Origin of the sequence: Delftia sp. K82 (assembly GCF_002193035.1) — a bacterium.
Lineage (GTDB): Bacteria > Pseudomonadota > Gammaproteobacteria > Burkholderiales > Burkholderiaceae_C > Comamonas > Comamonas acidovorans.
The window spans coordinates 3,383,094-3,405,516 of the sequence record NZ_MYFL01000001.1 but is presented as its reverse complement, the minus strand read 5'-3'; the positions used below and the strand labels follow the sequence as shown (position 1 = coordinate 3,405,516).

General features: G+C 64.8%; 17 protein-coding genes and 2 tRNA genes. All 19 read left to right on the top strand.

The window, feature by feature from the left end; all coding sequences use genetic code 11:
- Positions 1 to 58 precede the first annotated feature (58 nt).
- The gene (locus KDK82_RS14990; protein ID WP_088165334.1) at positions 59 to 2,542 is read left to right on the top strand and encodes a hypothetical protein; all 2,484 of its coding nucleotides are present in this window, start codon (positions 59 to 61) and stop codon (positions 2,540 to 2,542) included.
- A gap of 45 nt (positions 2,543 to 2,587) precedes the next feature.
- Positions 2,588 to 2,974 carry a Mor transcription activator family protein gene (locus KDK82_RS14985; RefSeq protein ID WP_088165333.1) on the top strand — a complete coding sequence of 129 codons (387 nt, stop codon included), beginning with the start codon at positions 2,588 to 2,590 and terminating at the stop codon, positions 2,972 to 2,974.
- A 277-nt stretch (positions 2,975 to 3,251) separates the two neighbouring features.
- Positions 3,252 to 3,662, top strand: a complete 411-nt coding sequence (locus KDK82_RS14980) for a hypothetical protein (protein WP_088165332.1) — start codon at positions 3,252 to 3,254, stop codon at positions 3,660 to 3,662.
- Positions 3,663 to 3,689: 27 nt separating this feature from the next.
- Entirely contained in the window at positions 3,690 to 4,481 is a 792-nt protein-coding gene (locus KDK82_RS14975; RefSeq protein WP_088165331.1) for a hypothetical protein, read from the top strand.
- A 98-nt stretch (positions 4,482 to 4,579) separates the two neighbouring features.
- The gene (locus KDK82_RS14970; RefSeq protein WP_088165330.1) at positions 4,580 to 7,378 is read left to right on the top strand and encodes a phage tail tape measure protein; all 2,799 of its coding nucleotides are present in this window, start codon (positions 4,580 to 4,582) and stop codon (positions 7,376 to 7,378) included.
- Positions 7,379 to 7,380: 2 nt separating this feature from the next.
- Positions 7,381 to 7,770, top strand: coding sequence for a hypothetical protein (locus KDK82_RS14965; protein ID WP_231890527.1), 390 nt, complete (start codon positions 7,381 to 7,383; stop codon positions 7,768 to 7,770).
- Positions 7,771 to 7,782: 12 nt separating this feature from the next.
- Complete coding sequence (locus KDK82_RS14960) at positions 7,783 to 9,642, top strand: hypothetical protein (protein WP_088165329.1); 1,860 nt, start codon at positions 7,783 to 7,785, stop codon at positions 9,640 to 9,642.
- A gap of 20 nt (positions 9,643 to 9,662) precedes the next feature.
- Positions 9,663 to 11,567, top strand: a complete 1,905-nt coding sequence (locus KDK82_RS14955) for a hypothetical protein (protein WP_088165328.1) — start codon at positions 9,663 to 9,665, stop codon at positions 11,565 to 11,567.
- Positions 11,568 to 11,584: 17 nt separating this feature from the next.
- Positions 11,585 to 12,769 (top strand): hypothetical protein, encoded by a 1,185-nt coding sequence (locus KDK82_RS14950; protein ID WP_088165327.1) that lies wholly within the window; start codon positions 11,585 to 11,587, stop codon positions 12,767 to 12,769.
- 5 nt (positions 12,770 to 12,774) lie between these two features.
- Positions 12,775 to 13,170: a hypothetical protein gene (locus KDK82_RS14945; protein WP_088165542.1), complete on the top strand. Its 396-nt coding sequence runs from the start codon at positions 12,775 to 12,777 to the stop codon at positions 13,168 to 13,170.
- The gene (locus tag KDK82_RS14940) at positions 13,167 to 13,586 is read left to right on the top strand and encodes a hypothetical protein (protein ID WP_034391735.1); all 420 of its coding nucleotides are present in this window, start codon (positions 13,167 to 13,169) and stop codon (positions 13,584 to 13,586) included. The genes KDK82_RS14945 and KDK82_RS14940 overlap by 4 nt, the downstream gene beginning before the upstream one ends.
- A gap of 4 nt (positions 13,587 to 13,590) precedes the next feature.
- Positions 13,591 to 15,489: a hypothetical protein gene (locus KDK82_RS14935; RefSeq protein WP_088165326.1), complete on the top strand. Its 1,899-nt coding sequence runs from the start codon at positions 13,591 to 13,593 to the stop codon at positions 15,487 to 15,489.
- A complete protein-coding gene (locus tag KDK82_RS14930) occupies positions 15,486 to 15,722 on the top strand; it encodes a hypothetical protein (RefSeq protein ID WP_088165325.1) in 237 nt (78 codons plus the stop codon). The genes KDK82_RS14935 and KDK82_RS14930 overlap by 4 nt, the downstream gene beginning before the upstream one ends.
- A 339-nt stretch (positions 15,723 to 16,061) precedes the next feature.
- Entirely contained in the window at positions 16,062 to 17,372 is a 1,311-nt protein-coding gene (gene tig, locus KDK82_RS14925) for a trigger factor (protein WP_012204528.1), read from the top strand.
- Between the two features lie 135 nt (positions 17,373 to 17,507).
- On the top strand, positions 17,508 to 18,116 hold the full coding sequence (gene clpP, locus KDK82_RS14920) for an ATP-dependent Clp endopeptidase proteolytic subunit ClpP (protein ID WP_012204529.1): 609 nt from the start codon (positions 17,508 to 17,510) through the stop codon (positions 18,114 to 18,116).
- Positions 18,117 to 18,223: 107 nt separating this feature from the next.
- A complete protein-coding gene (gene clpX, locus KDK82_RS14915) occupies positions 18,224 to 19,486 on the top strand; it encodes an ATP-dependent Clp protease ATP-binding subunit ClpX (RefSeq protein ID WP_012204530.1) in 1,263 nt (420 codons plus the stop codon).
- A 120-nt stretch (positions 19,487 to 19,606) separates the two neighbouring features.
- Complete coding sequence (lon, locus tag KDK82_RS14910; RefSeq protein ID WP_012204531.1) at positions 19,607 to 22,021, top strand: endopeptidase La; 2,415 nt, start codon at positions 19,607 to 19,609, stop codon at positions 22,019 to 22,021.
- 103 nt (positions 22,022 to 22,124) lie between these two features.
- Positions 22,125 to 22,200 (top strand) — tRNA-Gly (locus tag KDK82_RS14905).
- 67 nt (positions 22,201 to 22,267) lie between these two features.
- A tRNA-Gly gene (locus KDK82_RS14900) sits at positions 22,268 to 22,343 on the top strand.
- The last annotated feature ends 80 nt before the right edge of the window (positions 22,344 to 22,423 follow it).

Here is a 22,423-nt window from a genome sequence, read left to right as displayed (position 1 = left end):
CGCCGCTGCCTGTCGTGCCAAGCCTGCCAGTCTGTGCTTCTTGCCACAAGGGGATCAGATGAGCAGCAAGAAGTACAAGCGCGAAAGGCTGGACCAGCCGGGCGGCCGGGCCTACGAGCCAGAGGCATTCGAATTGCTGGACGGGATGGATGTGACCGGCATCGGTGCCGGCGCACGCTACCGGCCCGTGCCTGCCCAGCCGCCTGCACAGCCACAGGAGCGCAGCTGGGGTGAGGCGATCGCAGATGCCGGCGTGCAAAGCGCTGAAGGGGTGAATACAACCTTGGGCAGCGTTGTCAACCTTTTTTCGCCCTCATCCGGTGTCGCGGATTTTTTCCGCAGCAATGGCGAGCATTGGCGCAAGGCACAAAGCCCCGTGACGCAGCGCAAGCTGGCCGAAGCCGAAAAGGTGATCAGCGCGGCGGACCAGGATTCGATCATCGAACAATCCATCGCGGCAGCGCGGGCCTACAGCTCGGACCCCGTACTGATCTCGCGCTTCATCTTCACGAATCTGCCCAGTGTGCTCCCGGGCCTTGGCGCGTCGAGGGTGGGGCAGATCGCCACGCTGGCCGCAGGAGGAAGCACTGCCCTGGCGGCTGCGGCCGGCACCACCATGGCAGGTGCCACGGAGGCACTGATGAATGCGGGAGGCGCCCGTGGAAAGGCTTTCGAAGAGATCCGTGACACGCTGCGCAAGCAAAGCGTCCCGGAAGACGAGGCGGTACGGATCGCCCTCGGCAAGTCGGTGATGCCAGCTGCCATAGGCAGCTTGACCGGCTTGCTGCCTGGCAAGCGCCGCATCGAGCGTGCTCTGGCGGGCAGGGGATATGCCGCGACCGGAGCACTGGCATCAGCGATGCTGGGCAAGCAGCTCGATGACGTACTGCCCCAGGTGGCGACAAACCACCAGGCTGGGGAGGTCGATGGGCGGCCGTTGTCGCGCAATGTCGGACGCACGGCGGTGGAGGCCGCTGTCAGCGGCCTGCCGCCTGCGGGCGTAGCCGCTATCGCCGCCAGGCGCCATCAGGCGCAAAGGCGCAAGGTGGGCAGTGACGGCGATGCAGCGCTCCCCGTCAGCCGCCCGGAATCTGCAACCCCGTCGCATCCCGGATCGCCGGCACCTGCGGACGCAGGACAGGCTTCCATGGAGATCTCCGCCGGTCCTGCCAGAATGGACAAGGCCGTCAGCACGGTGCCTGCAGAATCCGGCCGTGGAGCCGATGGCGAGGCGAAGCCGCAAGGCGCCAAGCAGCGCGGGCAAGTGCCGGCCGATGACTTCGCTGGTGGCGATGCGCCAGCCTTCGACCCAGCCACGGTGCAGGCCCGCAATTGGCTGCAGTTCGTGTCCGAGCGCGGCGAGAACATCGGCAGGCTGCGCAGGGGTACGCCTGCCTGGGAATTGCTGCAGGATGACTGGAAAGCCGTGCAGGCTGCACGCAGGGACGCCTCGGCTGATCGCACAGCGCCCGTGGAGGATGCCACGGTCCGTGCGCCGGGCGACGAGAATGCGCCCGCCGCCCCTGTCGCTGAAGACAGCGCACCGGTGCCGGGCAGCGAGAAGGCATCCATGCAACCTGCCCCGGGTGTGCGGCGGAGTGGGGAGCCTACTGCGGATGAGGCTTCTGGTGCACAGGACTCCTCCGGGCCGCCTGCCGCTGCGGCGCAACGGCCCCGTCCGGATGGAGAACTGCCCGCCGCGTTGCCAGCTGCAGTGAAGGTCGGTGCGGGCGATGGCGCCTGGGCACCCGATACCGCGCCTGCTGCGGCCCAGCCAGCTTCGCGCCAGGACGCAGACAAGAGTGCAAGCCCGGCGCCTGATGCCTCCATGGGCAAGGTGAAAGAGGTGGCTGATGCCATTAGTGCCTCATGGACCAAGGGACCTCCGGTGCGCATCATCTTCGACCTGAAGGAGCCCCGCCTGGCGCAGGCAATGCGTGATGCCGGCCGGGAACCGGGGGCCGATGGCGGCACGCAGGGGCCGCGCGGTTTCTATGCCGATGGTCAGCTCCACCTGCTTGCCAATGCAAGCCACACGCCGGCCCAGGTTGCACGGGTCGTATACCGGCAGGCGCTAGGCCAGCATGGTCTTCAGGGTGCCTTTGGCGAAGGGATGGATGCCGTGCTCGACCAGATCGTCGCAGCGCGCCCGCGCGATGTGCGTGAGAAGGTCCAGGAGCACGGACTGGCCGAGGGCCGGGAGGGTCGGCGTGCCGCCGCCCAGGATGTGCTGGCGGCCATGGCCGAGCAGTCGCCGCAGGCGGGGTTCGTTCGAAAGGCGGTCGAGGCGGTCCGCTCGCGGCTGCGTGCTCAACTGCCGTCCATCAGGCCCATGGCGATGTCCGATGCCAGGATCATCGAGGACTTCATCCTGCCTGCCCGCGACTGGGTGCGGCGGGGCGGGCAGCCTGCTGGCAACAGCCCGCCCACCGCCATGGCTGCGCCACACGCCGAAGCGGATGTGCAGCGGCAGAGGGTGGACGCGCAGGCCTACACCGGCTTGGACAAGGGCGAGTCCGGCGATGTGGGCTCCGGGCAGTGACGCGGGGCTCGGGGCAGGAGTCGCCGACCCGGGACGTTGCACACCATGACGACAACCATTGAATCCGTCTGCCCGCCCGAGGACTCGGCGGCGCAGTTGCTGGAGTGCGAGCTGCTGGAGATTGCCGAGCAGGAGCTTGGCCTGAGCGGCCCGCAGGCCTTGTCCGTTGCCCAGGCCATGTTGCGCGGGTTGCGAAAGCGCTATGGCGGCATGCGCATGGGCACGCGCGGCGCCGCCATCTACGTGCCCGCGCCCAGCAAGAAGGAGCGCAACGAAGCCATCCGCCAGGAATTCAACGGGGTCAACCGCCAGCAGTTGCAGACCAAATATGGACTCCAGCGGGCTCAGCTGTACCGCATCCTGGGCGAGCGGCCAGGCTCGGTTCGCAACGGCTTTTCCAGTCCGGAGACATCGCTTTGCGTAGAGGGCTGAGCCGTGCAGCGCAGCGGCGGACGGCGACCGCTGCTGGGCCTGGCATGCGCTTGAAAACAGTCTCATTTGTCGGCAGGAAATGAGACGCGAGGACAGAGAAACTGTCTGAACACGCCCAGCAGGGCGCAATGGAACCCAAGGATACAGGCGGTCTTTTTCCTATGTTCACCCACTCGAGAAACAACACCTTCAACACTGCGGCCCCGGTCGCAGGCTTGCCGGATGCAGCGGACGGTTGTGTCCGCAGCCAGACGGCCGCCATCAGAGCGTGCGCCTGATGCTGCAGCTCGAATCCATCCTGGCCTCCCGCCTCAAGTCGTTGCCGGCCTTCGGGGGCTGGCGCGTCAGCGGAGCCAGTGAGTCCGTCGACGGCTCGGCCGTGCCTGCTGCGCAGGTGCGCATGGCATCTGCCACAGGGGTGGCCGCCATGAGGACCGCGGCGCAGTTGCAGCCGACCTGGGTTGCCGCCCTGATGGTGCCGCGCGGCGCACAGGCTGCTGCCGCGCTGGGCGAGGCACTCGCGGCCTTGGTCGAAGCACTGCACAACTGGTCGCCGGGAGCGGTCGCTGACCGCTTCTGGACCCCCTTCCAGTTCGCCTCCATCCAGGAGGCGGTTTTCCCCGACCCAGGCCTCGTGGGGTACGAGGTCGCATTCACCACCACGGCCCTGTTCGACGGCCAGCCGTGATTTCTTACCTTTGATTGGAGCAGCGACATGCCGATTGCACACCCGAAAAATGACTACCAGATTCCACGAGGCCGCGTCTACATCGACCTCTATGACGCCAACGAGCAACTGACGGGCGAGATTCCCATGGGCAACTGCCCGGGCTTCACCCTCACCGTCGCGGCAGAAAAGGCTGAGCACTTCAGCAGCGAAGAGGGCATGTCCGAGAAGGACGGCAGCTGGCCCATCAAGGTTACCCGCACCGGCGCCCTGACCTGCGACAACATCAGCGCGCGCAACGTGGCCTCCTGGCTGTCCGGCACCCATGCGCTGAAGACTCAGGACGCCACCCCCGTGGACAACGAGATCCGCGCCGTGGTCCCCGGCCGCCAGTACCAGCTGGGCGCCACCGCTGCCAATCCGCTGGGTGTGCGCAACGTCTCCACCGTGTCCATCAAGAGCGAGGACGGCCAGACCAGCTACGTCGCGGGCCGCGACTACAACCTGAGCCTGGAGACCGGCCGTGTCCAGATCATCGAAGGCGGCCAGATCGCCGCCGGCAAGGTGGTCTTCGGCTACACGCCCGTGGCCGGCCAGTTCGAGTCGGTGATGACGGGCGCCAAGTCCGACATGACCTGTGCGATCCGCATCGTGTCCGACAGCGCTGCCGGCCTGGACAGCGACTGGTACATGCCGCTGGTGGCGCTCACGCCCACGGGCGAGATGCCTCTGATCACCGAGGACACCAAGCCCGTGAGCATGCAGTTCTCGCTGGAAGTTCTCAAGGGTCCCAACGCGCAGGCCATCTACCGCGACGGCCGTCCCGTGTCCATCCCCTGATGTGAACCATCCCACCTGGCCGCGTGCCGGGTGGTTCGCCCTGCCGCCTGGACAGGCGGCAGCGCCAACCAGACATGCCTACAAAAGAACCCTGAATCATGGACGAGAAACCCATTTCCATGCTCACCCGCGCCAAGGACGCCGCAGAGAAGGCGTTCGATAGCCTCAAGGCCAAGGCAGCCGAGGTGGGCACATCAATGCTCCAGAGTTTTGGTGCTGCGGCCAGGTCTGCTTTCGACAGCGCGGCCAAAGCGCTCAGCAATTTCCAGACGGTGATGGACGGTGTGCAGGCCGTGTTGCAAAGTTTGGCGGACAAGGGCGCCCAGGGAGCCCAGTCCTTCATGGCGCTCGGCACGGCGGCCGGCTCTGCGGTGAGCGGGATGGTGAGCCGGGGCGCGGCCTCGTTGGACAGTCTTGCCACCAAACTGTCCGAGGTGGGGGCATCCATGCTCAAGGGCTTTGGTGCTTCGGCTGGAGAGACCTTCAAGAATGCCGTCACGGCTGCGGCGGATTTCGAGTCGGCAATGGACCGTGTCCAGGTCGCCACCGGCAGTTCGGCCGAGGAGATGGCCGCGCTGACCAAGGCGGCCACGGATGCCGGACTCACCACGCAGTACTCGGGAGTGCAAGCTGCCGGTGCGCTGGAAAGTCTGGCGCAGGCGGGGTTGACGGCCCAGGAGAGCATTGCCACTTTGCCGGCGGTTCTGAACCTCGCGCAGGCCGGCGGCATGGAACTGTCCGCCGCCAGCGAAGCCGTGACCAAGGCAGTCTCGGGCATGGGCCTGCAATTCGAGGATGCAGGGCGCGTGGCTGATGTGCTGGCCAAAGGGTCGGTGCTCACCGGCACCAGTATCGGCAGCCTGGCCGAGACCCTGGGCACGGTGGGCCCTGCTGCCGGACGCGTGGGACTGAGCCTGGAGAGCACGGTGGCCATGATCGGCCAGTTCTCGCAGGCTGGGACCGATGCGGAGAAGGCCGGCTCGGCGTTCAACACCATCCTGGGCCAGTTCGCGGATCCGGCCAGCGCGTTCCGCAAGGAGCTGGGCGAGGCCGGCATTGTCACCGACGATTTCGAGCAGGCATTGCAGCAACTGGCCGGCAAGGGCCCGGAAGGTGCGCAGGCCATCAAGGCACTGGGGACGGAGGCCGGTCCCGTGCTGTCCGGGCTGCTCAGCCAGGGCATGGGCTCACTGAATGCTCTCTCCACCACGCTGGGCAACGCTTCCGGCAGTGCCGCCGACATGGCAGCAACCATGTCGGACAACCTCAATGGCTCGGTCAAGGGGTTCGAAAATGTCTGGGAGGGTGTCAAGACCACGCTGGGCACGCCCGTGCTGCCTGTTCTCAAGGAGGCGGTGGATGCGGTGGCAGAGGGCTTCCGCACTGCCGTTGCTGACGGCGCCATCGGGCGCTTCGGCGAATCGATTGCCGCGGCCTTCCGCTCCGGCCTGGAATTCGCCAAGGGCTTCATTTCCACGATCGATTTCAAGGCCGTGGGCGAAAAGCTGCAGGCCTTCGCGGACCAGGCCAAGGACGCCCTGACTCGGGTGCAGGAGTACGGCACGAACACCGGCAACGTGCTGAAGATTGCCTGGGGCACGATGAGCGCTGGCGTCAATGGCGTAATGACCGTCATCTATGGCCTGGGCGCGGGGTTCGCCGAGATCGCCAGCGCTGTCATGACCGGAGTGGCGAAGTTGCGCGAAGGTCTGGCCGCCGTGACGTTCGGCCAACTGTCCCAATCCTTCAAGCTGGCCGCGCAGGACGCCGAGGTGATGGCGGGCGGCTTCGGGGCTTCGGCCCAGGCCATGCGCGACAAGGCCGCCGAGTCCCTGCAGGCCGTGGCCGATGCCGCGCAGACGGCGCGCAATGGATTCACCGGCCTGGTGCAAGGCTCCCAGGAGGCCAGTACGGCGAGCGGCGAATCGGAGCGCGCCTTCCGGCAGATGGCTGCTTCCATCGAGGAGACCGGCCGAAAGAGCATGGAAACCAAGGTGGCGCTGGAGAGTACGGCTACGGCGACGGCCACCGCGTCACAAAGCGTCAGCCAGTTGCGTTCCGAATATCGGCAACTGATGGAGGCGGGCAACCTGCAGGCCGCTGCAGAGAAGCTGGAGGAAATCAACAAGATCCAGAAGGCGCTTCCCGAGTCCGCTCAGAGCGCGCAGCAGGCGGCCAAGGCGGTGGATGAAGCCTATACGGGCCTGGACAAGGGCAAAGCCTCCTTGCAAGGTCTCAAGTCCGAGTTGGACAAGACAGGGAAAAGCACCAGGGACCTGAAAGACGCTGCCGACAAGACGAAAGGCTCGAACGATCAGGTAACCCGTGCCGTGAACGACCAGCGTACTGCACTGGAGCGCTTGAATGCCGAGCGTGAGCGAGAGATCGCCGCGCAGGAAAAGGCCAACGAGCTCAAGGAACGAGAGCTGGAGCTGCACCGAAAGAAATGGAATATCGACAAGGAAGGCCACAGCCTGAACACCGCAGGCGAGCGAGTGGCACTCACCATTCTTTCGCGCACGGCCGTGCTCGAAATGGCCAAGGGCCAGGGGCTGGATGACGCGGCCGCATTGCGCGTCGTGGACCAGTTCGAGCAGCAGTACGACAAACCCGCCGGCATTTTCGGCGGGATCCAGGGCGGCGTGAATCCGAACGAGGTGAACAGGGCTATCGCCGATGCTGTTTTGCAGCAGGCGAGGGACAAGGTTGCCCAAGCGCAGAGGGCACCGCTGGAGTCTCCCACCAACACGTCCACGGTTGGGGCCGCAGCTCGGGTCATCGACCTGCGGATCAACGGCAGCTCGCTGGGCAATGTAAGGACCGACGCCGATGGCGAACGGGCGATCGAACGCCTGCTGTCGGAGCTTGAGCGAAGCAAGAACCTTTCCGGAATATGACGATGACAGCCAAGAACCACCTATTGGGAACGCTTGAGATTCCCCGCGGGATGACCTGGATGGATGAATTCACATGGTCCGCCGTGGCGCGCAGTACGGCGCGCAGCATCACGGGGGCGCTGATCGTGGACGAAGCCGGCAAGTCTGCGGGACGTCCGATCACTCTGGAGGGGGATGAGTCCCATGGCTGGATCCGCCGCGCCACCTTGCTCGTGCTGCTGCAGATGGCTGGCGCCGCAGGCCAGGTCTACAGCCTGCGGCTGGCGGATGGCCGCGCCTTCGACGTGCAGTTTTCCGGCGACGAACCCATCACGGCCCGGCCCGTCGGCAGGCCCGAGCTTCCCGCGCTCGCCAATCCCTATGTCGCAACGTTGCGGCTCATCACAGTTTGAGGAGTTGAAAATATGACAATCAGAGACGGCGATATCCGCCTGCTCGAGTCCAAGGTCATGACCGATGACCCCAATGGCGGCGGCGGCCCCACGGGCAACGTCATCGCCTGGGGCAAGAGCAATGGCATCTTCGAGGACATCACCGAAGTGGACCGCGCCGGCGGCGACGTGAGCATCCGTCAGGTGCATGCGGCCGTGCAGACGCCGACGACCGAGGCACTGATGGATACCAATATCATCGTCTCGGCAGTACCCAGTGATCCCAACGTATCCATCACCATGGCGGCCTGTGGTGTGTTCGCGCGCCGCTCGGAGATCGCGGCAGCCATCGCCGCCTACCTGATCCCGGGCACGGAGTGGAGCGGTTTCCTGCTGGAAAACCACGTCCAGGGACAGGCCTCGATCAAGATATTCCATCGTCCCGGAACCCCTGCACCGACCATTGGTCGCACGCTGATCCTCGTCCACAACGAGGGTCTGGCCAGCCAGGTGCTGCAATACGTGCGTGTGCTGCGCGCGGAGACGGAGACGCAGACCTTCACACACAGCGGCAACGGCTTTGTGGACTATCAGGCCAGTGTCACCACCTGTGAGGTCACACCCCGGCTGCGCAGCGCGTTCCCCGGCACGGCACCCAACCGCAACTATGTCCTGGACACCACGAAGACTCGCATCCGGGACACCACCGTGGCGGATGCGGCCAGCTTTTTCGGTGCCCAGCCGCTGACCGCTGCCGCACAACTGGGCGAGAGCATGCTGCGCGTGGCCGGCATCCATACCCAGCTGGTGCCCAACTCGCGTACCGAGACAGCGGCTCTGGATCAGCGCCCGGCCGGCGTGCGGCAGTTGGTGCTCGCTACCTCGCCGCGTGAGATCCGGGTGCCCAATTCCCCGCATACCAGGCGAATCAAGGTAGGCCAGGAAAACCGTGGTTTCAGCTGGGTGGCCATCCTCAAGCCCTTTCCGGCGCCCGGCACGCTTGTGGTGTCCTTCCAAGTGATGGGCGTCTGGTACACCGCATCCGACAACGGGCAGGGCGGGCTGACGGGCTCGGCCGTGGGCACGGTGAACTATGCCAATGGCTCGGTGTCCGTGACGCTGCCCGCTTTGCCTGATGTGGGCAGCTCCATCATCTTCCAGTGGGGCGAGGCCTCGGCCTTCGTCAACCGCTCCAGCGCCACGGGCTGGCGGCTGCCCGAGCACGCCATGCGCCTGCCGCACCAGGGCATCAAGCCGGGCTCGCTGGTCATCAAGTGGACCTCGGGCGGCGTGCTGCGCACGGCCACGGACAACGGCCAGGGTGACCTGCAGGGCGCCGCCACGGGCGAGATCAACTACGCATCAGCCGCGCTGCTACTGCGCCCGCAATTCATGATCGACGCAGGCGGGCAGTTCGCCATCGAGTACGACTATGCCGTGACGGTGAGCAAGAACGTCTCGGTCGTCCTCGACGCAGGCGGCTACGGCGCGATCACCCTGGACACCATCCCCGCGCCCGGCTCCGTGGCTGTGGCATGGATCACCGTGCGCAATCTGTCGGCCAGCTCCGGCGCCTCGTCTGGCGGCACCTCGGCCTCGAAAAACGGCGGCAGCGGCAAATTCAGCTACCTGCCCCAGGTGCCCCCGGCGCCTGCGCCCGTCATCACCTCGCGTGTGCCTCTATCCGATGGATCGACCACAGGCAAGTACATGGCCCAGGGCGGCGCGCGCGCCAGCGGCGGGGCCGTCTATATCGAGGTCGGCGCCACCAGCTCGCCCACGGGTAATCAGTACGTGCCGCCCGATGTCGATGGCGTGGTCTGGACGGATGCCGAGTACACGGCGGGCGTCAAGTCCATCGGCGGCGTGGATTACCGGCGCTGGGGCGCCTGATCAATTAAGGGAGAAAAACCATGGCAGAAGTATCAGTGGGCCGCGTATCGGGCGGCGTTGTCATGCAGACAACAAAGACATCGGCAAGCTCGTCTTCGACACACAGCCGGTCCAGCTACCAGACAAGCAAGACCCAGGACACGGTGCGCCACCTGTTGACGGATGACGGCCGGGGCACGTTCGGCCCGGACGGCACCATCAACTACGCGGGCAAGTTCCTCAACATCAAGTTCGTGCAGCTGGACAGCAAGACCGAGGGCTACAACAGTGACTACGAAAACGCCCTGAGTTTTGAAGAAACCACGATGGGCGGCAATGGCAGCGACCCCAGCTTCTCCACCATGTCCAAGGGCGGTGACCGCCGCGATACCTCGGTGAGCGAAGAACTGCTGGCGGCCAGCACGGTGACGGTGACTTACGCTGAGGACTTCACCAGCGCGCAGCACCATGTGATGAATTTCACACCGGAGCCCGTGGTGCTGGACCTGTGCCCCTACACCACCGACTACATCGTGCCGGGCAGCGTGCGGTTTCGGTGGATGGGCCATGTCTACGAGGACTACGACGGCGTGCTGGTGCGCGACCGCACGTCCACGGCGCTGGGCATCGTGGCTGGCGCGCTGGACTACTCCAGCGGCGTGGCGCGGATCTTCGACTATGTGGTCGATGGTCCGGCCACCGACCTGGTGGTCGAGAGCCTGTGGACCGTGCGCCAGAACTGGACCACGGCCAGCATCTTCATGCGCACGGCCGCCGCGCCCATCAAGCCCTCCGGCTTTGTCATGAACCTGTCCGATGCCACGGGCGAGCAGATCACGGCCTCGGCCGGCATCGACGGCGTGATCTCGGGCACACACCTGCGCGGCAAGATCGACTACCAGAGCGGCGTGGTCGAGCTGCAGTTCGGCGACTATGTGCTGGACACCTCTCTGACCGCTGCCCAGAAGACCGAGTGGTGGTATTCGGCTGACGACATCGGGGCCGTGCAGCCAAACCGCATCTGGCGCCCCTGGCCCGTGGACCCGACCACGCTGCGCTACAACAGCGTCAGCTACTTCTACTTGCCGCTGGACGCTGATGTCATCGGCCTGGACCCGGTGCGCCTGCCGCCCGATGGCCGCGTGCCCATCTACCGGGTGGGCAGCTACATCGTGATCGGCCACACAGGCCAGGTCGGCCCCGTCACCGTGACTAACGGCCAGGTCATCAACTGTGGCCGCGTGCGGCTCTCGCGTGCCTATGTCATCGGCGCCGATGGCCAGCGCATCCAGCAGGGCTGGAGCGTGGATCTTGAGTCGGGCAAGATCACGGTTAGCGACATCACGGGCTGGGCCCAGCCGGTCACGTTCCAGCACCGCATCGAGGAGATGGCGCGCGTCAGCGATGTGCAGATCAACGGCATGCTGGCGATCACCAAGCAGCTGAGCCACGAGTTCCCTGTGGGCAGCGTGGTGTCCAGCGCGCTGATGGCCGGAACGCTGCGCGCGCGTGTCAGCCTCATGTTTGATCAGGACAACTGGGGCAACCGATGGCAGGACACGGTGGATGGAGCCGAGGCCCTGGCCAGCTACAACGACACCATTGCTCCTCTCATCGTGACCAACGCCGGCGCGCTGCCCGAGCGCTGGATGTGCCGCTTCACCAGCGCCACGACGTTCGAGTTCATCGGAGAGCACGTGGGCAACCTGGGCCCCGGCTCCACGAATGCGGACTTCGCGCCCATCAACCCCATCAGCGGCGTGCCCTACATCACCATCCGCGCCCTGGGCTGGGGCCAGGGCTGGCGCGCAGGCAACGTGCTGCGCATCAACACCGAGGGCGGCATCGCACCCCATGCCCTCATCCGCACCGTGCAGCCCAGCGAGGCTGTGGCCGACGACTACCAGTTCGAGCACCTGGTGCGCGGCAGCGTCGACCGTCCCTGACTTTTTGGAGATCACCCATGGCATCCCTTGTCGATACCAGCGTCAAGCACTTCCTCTCATCAATGTATGGCGCGCCTGTGCAAAACGGCCAGGCTGGCAGCAAGATCGCCGTCCTTGACGCCTGCCTTCTCACGGGCTTCGGCCTGCGCGCGGCCACGCGCATCACCGTGGCAGCCGGCGTTGCTTCGGTGGAGTTCTCGGTGGGCGCGGCGCTGCCTCCGCCGGCGGACAGCGTGCTGCTGATCGAAGGCGCTGCGCAAGCTCTGCTCAACGGTGAACAGCGCGTGTCCGAGTCGGCCAGCGGCCTGTTCAAGTTCCGCACGGCTGCGCCTGACAGCGTGGACACAGGCGCGAGCATTACGTTCAAGTACGCGCCACTGGGCTGGGTCAAGGTTTTCAGTGGCACGAATCAGGCCGTGTATCGCTCCACCGATCCGCAGAGCTACGGCATGCACCTCTATGTGGATGACCGCGACACCCGGTCGACAGCCATGCGGGGCTACGAGAGCATGTCGGCCATCGATGTGGGTCAGGGGCCGTTTCCGACAGCCGTCCAGCAGGCTGTGGGGTTGTATTGGGGCAAAAGCACAGTCGCAAGCTCGGCTGCGGTGCGGTGGTGCCTTGTCGGCGACACGCGGTTTTTTCTCGAAAACGTGGCACCGGGTTCGTCAAATTCGACGACGGCTACTGCGGGCGGGAGTCGTGCATTTGGTGATTTGCTGGCGTTGCGCCGTGCAGGCGATGCATTTGCCACGGCGCTCATGGGGGCGACAAGCCTTGCCGATGCTTACGCAACCCCAAACATGGGAGCGCTTGAGGCGAACACAACGAATTCCAGAATCTATCTTCCGAGGGCAATAACGGGGTTGGGTGGTGCTGTGGTTCCGCGTTACAGCAGCTTCATTGGGTCGAGTACGTCTGGGGCAGACAGCTTTTTGGGGAATTTCCCCAGCGATGTGGATGGCGAGCTCAAGCTCACACGTACCTTCGTAGACAACACGCCAGTCTCAACCTATGTTCCACGCGCCTTGATACCTGGCTTCCGGTATGTGCCCCAAGCCAACACTGCGGCGTACTTTGAGCGCGATACTTATTTGTTAGAAGAGGGCACTGGCAGGCGCTTGCTTGCGTTGCCCCAGTCATCATCTGCATCTGCGCCATCTGGCTACGGGTTCGTTGACATCACAGGCCCCTGGCGGTGATGGCCATGGCGCAAGTAACTTACCCCGTCAGTCTGTTGGGGCTGACCGCCGTGGTAGGAGTTGGCGGTCGAGGCCTCTATTCCAACATCGCCAGGCCGCTGCAGGTCGGATCGGCCGGTCAGCAAGACTACGTGCTGGGTGGCAACGGCCTGGGCCGCGTGCGTGGTCGCACGGTCGAACAGCAAGACAAGAACAGTCCCAAGGTGCCAGTTTCGCGCCGCGTGCGGCTGTACCGCGACCGCGACGGCCTGCTGATCCGCGAGGCCTGGAGCAACGCCCAGGGCGACTACGAATTCGCCCGCATCGACAGCACCACCGCATACACCGTGCTCAGCTACGACCATGAGGGCGACTTCCGCGCCGTGGTCGCCGACCGCGTCACGCCGGAGGCCATGCCATGACACAGCGCAGTGTTGAAATCACGGTGCAGGCCAACGAGGCCCGCTTGCAGGGCCTGCGCGATCTGCTGCTGGACGTGGGTCCGGGCACGGCCTGCGTGCGCTTCTTTGCGGACGCCCAGCGGCCCGCCTTCGGCGAGCCCTCAGCCCTGCCCATGCTGGTGGAGCTGCCGCTGGCCAGACCCTGTGGCGAGATCGTGGCCGGCCGGCTGCGGCTGCTGGCCCGTGATGCGGCCGGCGCCATGATCCTGGAGTCCGGCATCGCCACCTGGGGCCGCGTCGTCTCGGCCAGCGGTGCGCTGGTGCTCGACGCGGATGTGTCGATCGAAGGTGGCGAGGGCCAGATCCAGATCCCGGACAGCACCCAGTTGTACGCGGGCGGCTATCTGACGCTGGCACTAACCAGCTACATCGAGTAGCGCCATGGCACGCATTGAGCTGATCTTCCATCGCCCACGGGCCGCTGGCTCACCCAGCCAGATGGTGTTCGGCAACGAGGACGATTCGGGCCCGGGCTCGACTCAGGACGCAGTCGCACGGATGGCCATCCGGCTGCCGGGGACGAGCGTGGCCATCGGTGCCTTGCGTCGCAAGACCGCTGGCGCCGGCATTCGCCTGCCTGGGACGCGCATGGCGCTTGGGGCGGCGTACCAGACGCGCACCGACAGGCCGGCCGTGGGGGGCACATTGTCGGGATTTGAAGAGGCCGCCCTGGCACAGGGCGGCCTGGTGTCTGTCTACCAGCAGGCGGCCATTGCCGACAGGGTCACGCAGATTCGCGGTTGGCGAGCGCTGCACGCAGGCGCGGCCGCCGTGCAGCGCTGGCAGGACTCGGCGCGCCTGCGCCTGACCACGCGCCAAGGCATGGGCTTTGCCATGGACGTGGGGGGACTCACGGCCCAGGCCTGGCAAGAGGGTACGCGCTTGCGCCTGGCCACGCGCCAGGGCCTGGCCAACGCACTGGCTGGCCAGGCGGTTGTGCTGCAGAGGTTCCAGGAGGGCATCATTTTGCGCCGTGCCATGCGGCAGGCTTTCAGCGACGGCCTCTGCGAAGGTGCCTGGCACGCCAGCAGCATGGGCGATGCCCGGGTGCTGGGCATCGTGATGGGCGGTGCCCGCCATCAGGACGCCATGGCGCCGCTGCCCGGCGTCACGCCGGGCCGCCCTGTCGATCCGCCCAAGCCGCCACCGTGCTATCGGCCGCCGCCGGGTGGGGCCGTCGAGCTGGCGTTCTCGAGCGTCTGGAGCGAAAGCTCCGAACTCGTGTTCATCTGCTGCAGGCCGGGCACGGATCCCCAACCACCCCGCTATGTCATCCCGCAACTGAAGGTTTACATGACAGTACACACGATGGAGGCAGCCCTGCTGCCGGGCATGGAAGCCGTTGCGCTGAGCGATGTGACGATCGCCAGCGATGACGACGGCTTCGGATGGAGCTTTTCGGCCAATGGTCCGGAACACCTGCTGGATCAACTGGCGCCGTCCGGGGGACTGCCTGCACGGCTGCGCGTGGTGGTCGATGGCATCGACTTCGTCTTTGTCGTACAAAGCCTGAGCCGCACGCGCAGCTTCGGCAACCATCGCGTGGCCGTACAGGGCGTGAGTGCCACCGCCTTGCTGAGCAGTCCCTACATGCCGGAGCAGACCTGGCTGAACACGGCGCCGGCCACGGCGCAGCAACTGATCCGCAATGCGCTGGAGTTCACCGGCGTGCAGCTGGACTGGAAGGTGTCGGACTGGCTGTTGCCGGCCGGCGCCTGGAGCCACCGTGGCACGCCGTTGTCGGCCGTGATGCGCGTGGCCGCATCGATTGGTGCGGTGGTGAGCAGCCATCGGACGCAGGAGCGCCTGATCGTTGCGCCGCGCTTCGCGCATCTGCCATGGAATTGGGCGGATGCGACGCCTGACGTGCGCATGCCGGCGGACGTCATCGTGACGGACGAGCTGCGGCCCGAGCCGCGTGCCGCCTACAACGCGATCTATGTCAGCGGCCAGGCGGGCGGCATCCTCGGCCACGTGCGCCGGGCCGGGACGGCTGGCAACAGGCTGGCTCCCCAGGTCACGGATGCCCTGATCACCGAGGCCGTGGCTGCACGCCAGCGTGGCGAGGCCGTGCTGGGAGCATCGGGCAACAAGCTGGTCCAGTCCATCACCATGCCCTTGCTTTCCGGTGGGACGGCACCAGGCCTGATCCGGCCCGGCCAATTGATCGAAGTCGTCGATACCGACGAATCCTGGCGCGGCCTGGTCCGTGGAACCCGTCTCAGCGCTGCCATGCCCGTGGTGCGGCAGCAGATTACCGTGGAGCGCGCAACCGTATGACCTATGTCAATCTCTTCAAGCGTCTTGTCCAACTGCTGCCTGACGAGCCTGTGCTCACCGGACGGATCAGCGCGGTGCATGGCGACGGAACAGCCACGGTCGATCTGCCTGGCAATGGCCAATTGCGCGTACGCAATCCCCTGGGCAGCCAGGAGGGCGGCAGCGTCTATGTCCAGGGGCAGGCGATCACGGGTGAAGCCCCTCAATTGACCTATGTGCTCATTGATATCTAAGGGGTGCGCCAGGGCTTCGATGCAGGGTGATCGGGCAACTGGGTCGTGCTGCGGGGAGGTGCGGTCCCCGCGCTGCCGCCTCACACTGAAAACCGAGGGCAAATCCCCAATGCGGCCTTTCTGATGGGAAAAGCGCCTCGTTTATAATACTTGGCTTCGCTTATCACGGGTTGAGCGAACCATGCGAGGTCCAGGCGGCCAGGCGCATGCGATGTAAGCCCTTGAAATCTGAGGTGCCGCGCGGCCGACTGGCTTCGGTCCGCGATGCACCGTGACTTTGCGCAATACGGTGCGGGCTGCATGTCAGCCGGCACGGTCCAATCCCTCATAGGAACAAACATGGCCGTTACTGTTGAAACCCTTGAAAAGCTCGAGCGCAAGATCACGCTGAGCCTGCCCCTGAACTCCATCCAGAGCGAAGTCGAGAACCGTCTGAAGCAGGTGGCGCGCACCGTGAAGATGGACGGCTTCCGTCCCGGCAAGGTGCCGATGAGCGTGGTGGCCCAGCGTTATGGCTACTCGGTGCAGTACGAAGTGCTCAACGACAAGGTTGGCGAGGCTTTTGCACAGGCCGTCAACGAAGCCAAGCTGCGCGTGGCTGGCCAGCCCCGCATCTCCGAAAAGGAAGGCGCTCCCGAGGGCGAGGCCCAGTTCGAAGCCATCTTCGAAGTGATGCCTGAAGTCAAGATCGGTGACCTGACCTCGGCCGAAGTCGAGAAGCTGACCGCCGAAGTGGACGACGCCGCCATCGACAAGACCGTGGACATCCTGCGCAAGCAGCGCCGCACCTTCGCGCAGCGCGCCCAGGCCGATGTGGCCGTGGACGGCGACCGCGTGACCGTGGACTTCGAAGGCAAGATCGACGGCGAGACCTTCTCCGGCGGCAAGGCTGAAGACTTCCAGTTCCTGGTCGGCGAAGGCCAGATGCTCAAGGAATTCGAAGACGCAGTGCGCGGCATGAAGGCTGGCGAGTCCAAGACCTTCCCGCTGGCATTCCCCGCTGACTACCATGGCAAGGACGTGGCCGGCAAGACCGCCGATTTCCTGGTGACGGTCAAGAAGATCGAAGCCGCCAACCTGCCCGAAGTGGACGAGGCCTTTGCCAAGGCACTGGGCGTGGCTGAAGGCACGGTCGAAGGCCTGCGCGCCGACATCAAGAAGAACCTGGAGCGTGAAGTCAAGTTCCGCGTCCAAGGCCGCAACAAGCAGGCCGTTATGGACGCCCTGGTGTCCAAGGCCGAGCTGGAACTGCCCAAGGCTTCGGTGCAGGCTGAAGTCGCACGTCTGCTGGAAGGCGCCCGCGCCGAGCTGCAGCAGCGCGGCATCAAGGACGCCGAGAAGGCCGAGATCCCTGAAGACGTGTTCCTGCCCCAAGCCGAGCGCCGCGTGCGCCTGGGCCTGGTGGTGGCCGAGCTGGTGCGCGCCAACGAGCTGCACGCCACGCCCGACCAGATCAAGGCCCACGTGGAAGAGCTGGCCGCCAGCTACGAAAAGCCCGAAGACGTGGCACGCTGGTACTTCGGCGACCGCCAACGCCTGGCTGAAGTCGAAGCCGTTGTCATCGAAAACAACGTGACCGAGTTCGTGCTGGGCAAGGCCAAGGTCTCCGACAAGGCCGTGTCCTTCGACGAACTGATGGGCCAGGCCTGAGGGTTTGAGCACCGCCTGCCTGCCGCTTCGTGAGATCGGCGGGCGGGTTGGCATCTGCGGGGCTTGTGCTTTGGCGCACAAGCCCCATTTTCTTTCCGGATACGGCTAAAGTAGCCCCCTAGTACTGGAGAAAACATGAGCGCATTGGAAACTCAGGGTTTGGGCATGATCCCAATGGTCATCGAACAGTCCGGCCGCGGAGAGCGGTCGTACGACATCTACTCGCGCCTGCTCAAGGACCGGGTGATCTTCCTGGTGGGCCCTGTCAATGACCAGACGGCCAACCTCGTCGTGGCCCAGCTGCTGTTCCTTGAAAGCGAAAACCCCGACAAGGACATTTCGTTCTACATCAACAGCCCCGGCGGCTCCGTGAGCGCCGGCCTGGCCATCTTCGACACGATGAACTTCATCAAGCCCGATGTGTCCACGCTGTGCACCGGCATCGCAGCCAGCATGGGCGCCTTCCTGCTGGCCGCTGGCACCAAGGGCAAGCGCTTTGCGCTGCCTAACTCCCAGGTCATGATCCACCAGCCGCTGGGCGGCATGCAGGGCCAGGCCACCGAGATCGAAATCCACGCCCGCGAGATCCTCAAGACCCGCGAGCGCCTGAACAAGATCCTGGCCGAGCGCACGGGCCAGCCGCTGGAAAAGATCCAGCACGACACCGAGCGCGACTACTTCCTGTCCGCCGAGGAAGCCAAGGACTACGGCCTGGTCGATCAGGTGATCAACAAGCGCTCCTGAAGTCCGGAGGCTGCATGAGAATGGGCGGCGTTTTCCCCCTACGGAAAACGCCGCTTTCCATTTGGTTATCATCCTTTTCCATATTTCTGTAACAAGGCACCGACCCCATGGCCGAGAAAAAAGGCTCCTCCAGCGAAAAAAACCTTTATTGCACCTTCTGCGGCAAGAGCCAGCATGAGGTCAAGAAGCTGATCGCGGGTCCGTCAGTCTTTATCTGCGACGAGTGCATTGATCTCTGCAACGAGATCATCCGCGACGAGCAGCCCAGCACCGAGGCCAAGGACGGCCGAGGCGACCTGCCCACGCCCGCCGAAATCAAGGCCAACCTTGACAACTACGTAATCGGCCAGGACCTGCCCAAGCGCACGCTGGCTGTCGCCGTATACAACCACTACAAGCGCCTGCGTCACAAGGACAAGGCCGGCAAGGACGAGATTGAGCTGGCCAAGAGCAACATCCTGCTCATCGGTCCCACTGGCTCCGGCAAGACGCTGCTGGCGCAGACGCTGGCGCGCATGCTCAACGTTCCCTTCGTCATGGCCGATGCCACCACGCTGACCGAAGCCGGCTACGTGGGCGAGGACGTCGAGAACATCATCCAGAAGCTGCTGCAAAGCTGCGAGTACGACGTTGAGCGTGCACAGCGCGGCATCGTCTACATCGACGAGATCGACAAGATCTCGCGCAAGTCCGACAACCCCAGCATCACGCGCGACGTGTCGGGCGAGGGCGTGCAGCAGGCCCTGCTCAAGCTCATCGAAGGCACCATGGCCAGCGTCCCTCCGCAAGGCGGCCGCAAGCATCCGAACCAGGACTTCCTGCAGATCGACACGACCAACATCCTGTTCATCTGCGGCGGCGCGTTCGCGGGCCTGGAGAAGGTCATCGAGAACCGCACCGAGGCGTCTGGCATCGGCTTTGGCGCCACGGTCAAGAGCAAGAAGCAGCGTTCCATCTCGGAAGTGTTCCAGGAGATCGAGCCTGAAGACCTGATCAAGTTCGGCATCATCCCCGAGCTGGTCGGCCGCATGCCCGTGGTCACGGCTCTGGCCGAACTGGGCGAAGACGCCCTGGTGCAGATCCTGACCGAGCCCAAGAACGCCCTGGTCAAGCAGTACAGCAAGCTGCTGGCCATGGAAGGCGTGGAGCTGGAGATCCGGCCTGCCGCGCTCAAGGCCATCGCCCGCAAGGCGCTGGCGCGCAAGACGGGTGCCCGTGGCCTGCGCTCCATCCTGGAGCAATCGCTGATCGGCACCATGTACGAGCTGCCCAATGCCGACAATGTCGAAAAGGTAGTGGTGGACGAGTCCACCATCGAAGACGGAAAGGCGCCGCTGCTGGTTTACCGCGAAGCGGCCAAGAAGGCCTGATGCGCCGCCGCCTGCAAAGGTCCGGCAGCGCAAGTCCCTGCGGCCCGAAATCCTTTCGGGCCGCAGGGTTGAAATACACCGGTGTGCGGACCATCTTCCGCTGACAAACCGAGGATTCCCATGTCAGGACATACCCCTTTGCCTTCCACCCCCCTAGACCTGGCGCTGCTGCCGCTGCGCGATGTGGTCGTGTTCCCCCACATGGTGATCCCGCTGTTCGTGGGGCGCGCCAAGAGCATCAAGGCGCTGGAGTTGGCCATGGAGGGCGACCGCCGCATCATGCTGGTGGCCCAGAAGACCGCCTCCAAGGACGAGCCCACGGCCGCTGACATGTTCGATGTCGGCTGCGTCTCCACCATCCTGCAGATGCTCAAGCTGCCCGACGGCACGGTCAAGGTGCTGGTCGAAGGCCAGCAGCGCGCGCTGGTCAAGCAGGTCATGGACGAGGAGACCCACTTCGTGGGCTCCGTCGTGCCCGTGGCGCCCGAGGCCGAAACCCACAAGCCCAGCGAGATCGAGGCCCTGCGCCGCGCCGTGACGCAGCAGTTCGACCAGTACGTCAAGCTCAACAAGAAGATCCCGCCCGAGATCCTCACCTCCATCGCCAGCATCGACGATGCCGGCCGCCTGGCTGACACCATCGCCGCGCACCTGCCGCTCAAGCTTGAGAACAAGCAGGCCGTGCTCGACCTGGTGGACATCAAGGAACGCCTGGAGAACCTCTTCGAGCAACTGGACCGCGAAGTCGACATCCTCAACGTCGACAAGCGCATCCGCGGCCGCGTCAAGCGCCAGATGGAGAAGAACCAGCGCGACTTCTATCTGAACGAGCAGGTCAAGGCCATCCAGAAGGAACTGGGCGAGGGCGAAGACGGCGCCGACATCGAAGAGATCGAAAAGAAGATCAAGCTCGCCCGCATGCCCGCCGAGGCGCGCAAGAAGGCCGAGGCCGAGCTCAAGAAGCTCAAGCTCATGTCGCCCATGTCGGCCGAAGCCACCGTGGTGCGCAACTACATCGACGTGCTCACGGGCCTGCCCTGGAGCAAGAAAACCAAGATCAAGCACGACCTGGCCAATGCCGAGGACGTGCTCAATGCCGACCACTTCGGCCTCGAAAAGGTCAAGGACCGCATCCTTGAATATCTTGCTGTGCAGCAGCGCGTGGACAAGGTCAAGGCGCCCATCCTGTGCCTGGTCGGACCTCCGGGCGTGGGCAAGACCTCGCTGGGCCAGTCCATCGCCAAGGCCACGGGCCGCAAGTACGTGCGCATGGCGCTGGGCGGCATGCGTGACGAGGCGGAAATCCGCGGCCACCGCCGCACCTACATCGGCGCCATGCCGGGCAAGGTGCTGCAAAGCCTGGACAAGGTCGGCACGCGCAACCCGCTGTTCCTGCTGGACGAAATCGACAAGCTCGGAATGGACTTCCGTGGCGACCCGTCGAGCGCCCTGCTGGAAGTGCTGGACCCCGAGCAGAACCACACCTTCGGCGATCACTACGTCGAGGTGGACTTCGACCTCAGCGACGTGATGTTCGTGGCGACCTCCAACTCCATGAACATCCCGCCCGCGCTGTTGGACCGCATGGAAGTGATCCGCCTGTCGGGTTACACCGAGGACGAAAAGGTCAACATCGCCATCCGCTACCTGCTGCCCAAGCAACTCACCAACAACGGTGTGAAGGACGGCGAAATGCAGGTCGACGAGTCCGCCATCCGCGACATCGTGCGCTACTACACGCGTGAAGCCGGCGTGCGCTCGCTGGAACGCGAGCTCTCCAAGATCTGCCGCAAGGTGGTCAAGGGACTGCAGCTCAAGAAGCTGGAGCCCACCGTCGTCGTCAATGCCGACAACCTCACCGACTACCTGGGTGTGCGCAAGTACAGCTACGGCCGTGCCGAGCACAACAACCAGGTCGGCCAGGTCGTGGGCCTGGCATGGACCGAGGTCGGTGGCGATCTGCTGACCATCGAAGCCGCCATCATGCCCGGCAAGGGCGTGATCTCGCGCACCGGCTCGCTGGGCGACGTGATGAAGGAATCCGTGGAAGCCGCCCGCACCGTGGTGCGCAGCCGTTCGCGCATGCTCGGCATCAAGGACGAGGCCTTCGAGAAGAAGGACATCCACGTGCACGTGCCCGATGGCGCCACGCCCAAGGACGGCCCCAGCGCGGGTGCGGCCATGACGACGGCCTTCGTCTCTGCGCTGACCGGTATCCCGGTGCGTGCCGATGTCGCCATGACTGGCGAAATCACGCTGCGCGGCGAGGTCACCGCCATCGGCGGCCTCAAGGAAAAGCTGCTGGCGGCCCTGCGGGGCGGCATCAAGACGGTGCTGATCCCGGAAGAGAACGTCAAGGACCTCCAGGAGATCCCCGACAACGTCAAGAGCGGCCTGGAAATCATCCCCGTCAAGTGGATCGACCAGGTCCTCAAGGTGGCGCTGGAGCGCGTGCCCGAGCCCTTGTCCGAGGAGGAGGCCGCAGCGCCGCCGCCAGCGGAATCCAAGCCTGTGGAGCCAGCCGTCAAGCACTGAAGATGAAAAAATGTAGCGTTTTTCCTGAACCCTCCAAGAACTACGCTACAATTCATCCCATCGCAGCAAACGACGTTGTAGAATGTCAGGCTTCGGTAGAAATGCGGGAATAGCTCAGTTGGTAGAGCGCAACCTTGCCAAGGTTGAGGTCGACGGTTCGAACCCGTTTTCCCGCTCCAGATTTTGAACATGCTTTCGGGTGTGTTCGGTTCTGGTGGCGGTTGGCTGCCAGAATGGATGATTCAAGCGGGAATAGCTCAGTTGGTAGAGCGCAACCTTGCCAAGGTTGAGGTCGACGGTTCGAACCCGTTTTCCCGCTCCAGTTTTGGATGTGCCTAGTGCATATCGAATTCAGGTGACGGTTGGTTGCTTGAATTTTTTGCGGGAATAGCTCAGTTGGTA

Coding starts and splice junctions, on each gene's coding strand:
- KDK82_RS14990 (WP_088165334.1), top strand. CDS start 59: ATGAGCAGCAAGAAGTACAAGCGCGAAAGGCTGGACCAGCCGGGCGGC.
- KDK82_RS14985 (WP_088165333.1), top strand. CDS start 2,588: ATGACGACAACCATTGAATCCGTCTGCCCGCCCGAGGACTCGGCGGCG.
- KDK82_RS14980 (WP_088165332.1), top strand. CDS start 3,252: ATGCTGCAGCTCGAATCCATCCTGGCCTCCCGCCTCAAGTCGTTGCCG.
- KDK82_RS14975 (WP_088165331.1), top strand. CDS start 3,690: ATGCCGATTGCACACCCGAAAAATGACTACCAGATTCCACGAGGCCGC.
- KDK82_RS14970 (WP_088165330.1), top strand. CDS start 4,580: ATGGACGAGAAACCCATTTCCATGCTCACCCGCGCCAAGGACGCCGCA.
- KDK82_RS14965 (WP_231890527.1), top strand. CDS start 7,381: ATGACAGCCAAGAACCACCTATTGGGAACGCTTGAGATTCCCCGCGGG.
- KDK82_RS14960 (WP_088165329.1), top strand. CDS start 7,783: ATGACAATCAGAGACGGCGATATCCGCCTGCTCGAGTCCAAGGTCATG.
- KDK82_RS14955 (WP_088165328.1), top strand. CDS start 9,663: ATGGCAGAAGTATCAGTGGGCCGCGTATCGGGCGGCGTTGTCATGCAG.
- KDK82_RS14950 (WP_088165327.1), top strand. CDS start 11,585: ATGGCATCCCTTGTCGATACCAGCGTCAAGCACTTCCTCTCATCAATG.
- KDK82_RS14945 (WP_088165542.1), top strand. CDS start 12,775: ATGGCGCAAGTAACTTACCCCGTCAGTCTGTTGGGGCTGACCGCCGTG.
- KDK82_RS14940 (WP_034391735.1), top strand. CDS start 13,167: ATGACACAGCGCAGTGTTGAAATCACGGTGCAGGCCAACGAGGCCCGC.
- KDK82_RS14935 (WP_088165326.1), top strand. CDS start 13,591: ATGGCACGCATTGAGCTGATCTTCCATCGCCCACGGGCCGCTGGCTCA.
- KDK82_RS14930 (WP_088165325.1), top strand. CDS start 15,486: ATGACCTATGTCAATCTCTTCAAGCGTCTTGTCCAACTGCTGCCTGAC.
- tig (WP_012204528.1), top strand. CDS start 16,062: ATGGCCGTTACTGTTGAAACCCTTGAAAAGCTCGAGCGCAAGATCACG.
- clpP (WP_012204529.1), top strand. CDS start 17,508: ATGAGCGCATTGGAAACTCAGGGTTTGGGCATGATCCCAATGGTCATC.
- clpX (WP_012204530.1), top strand. CDS start 18,224: ATGGCCGAGAAAAAAGGCTCCTCCAGCGAAAAAAACCTTTATTGCACC.
- lon (WP_012204531.1), top strand. CDS start 19,607: ATGTCAGGACATACCCCTTTGCCTTCCACCCCCCTAGACCTGGCGCTG.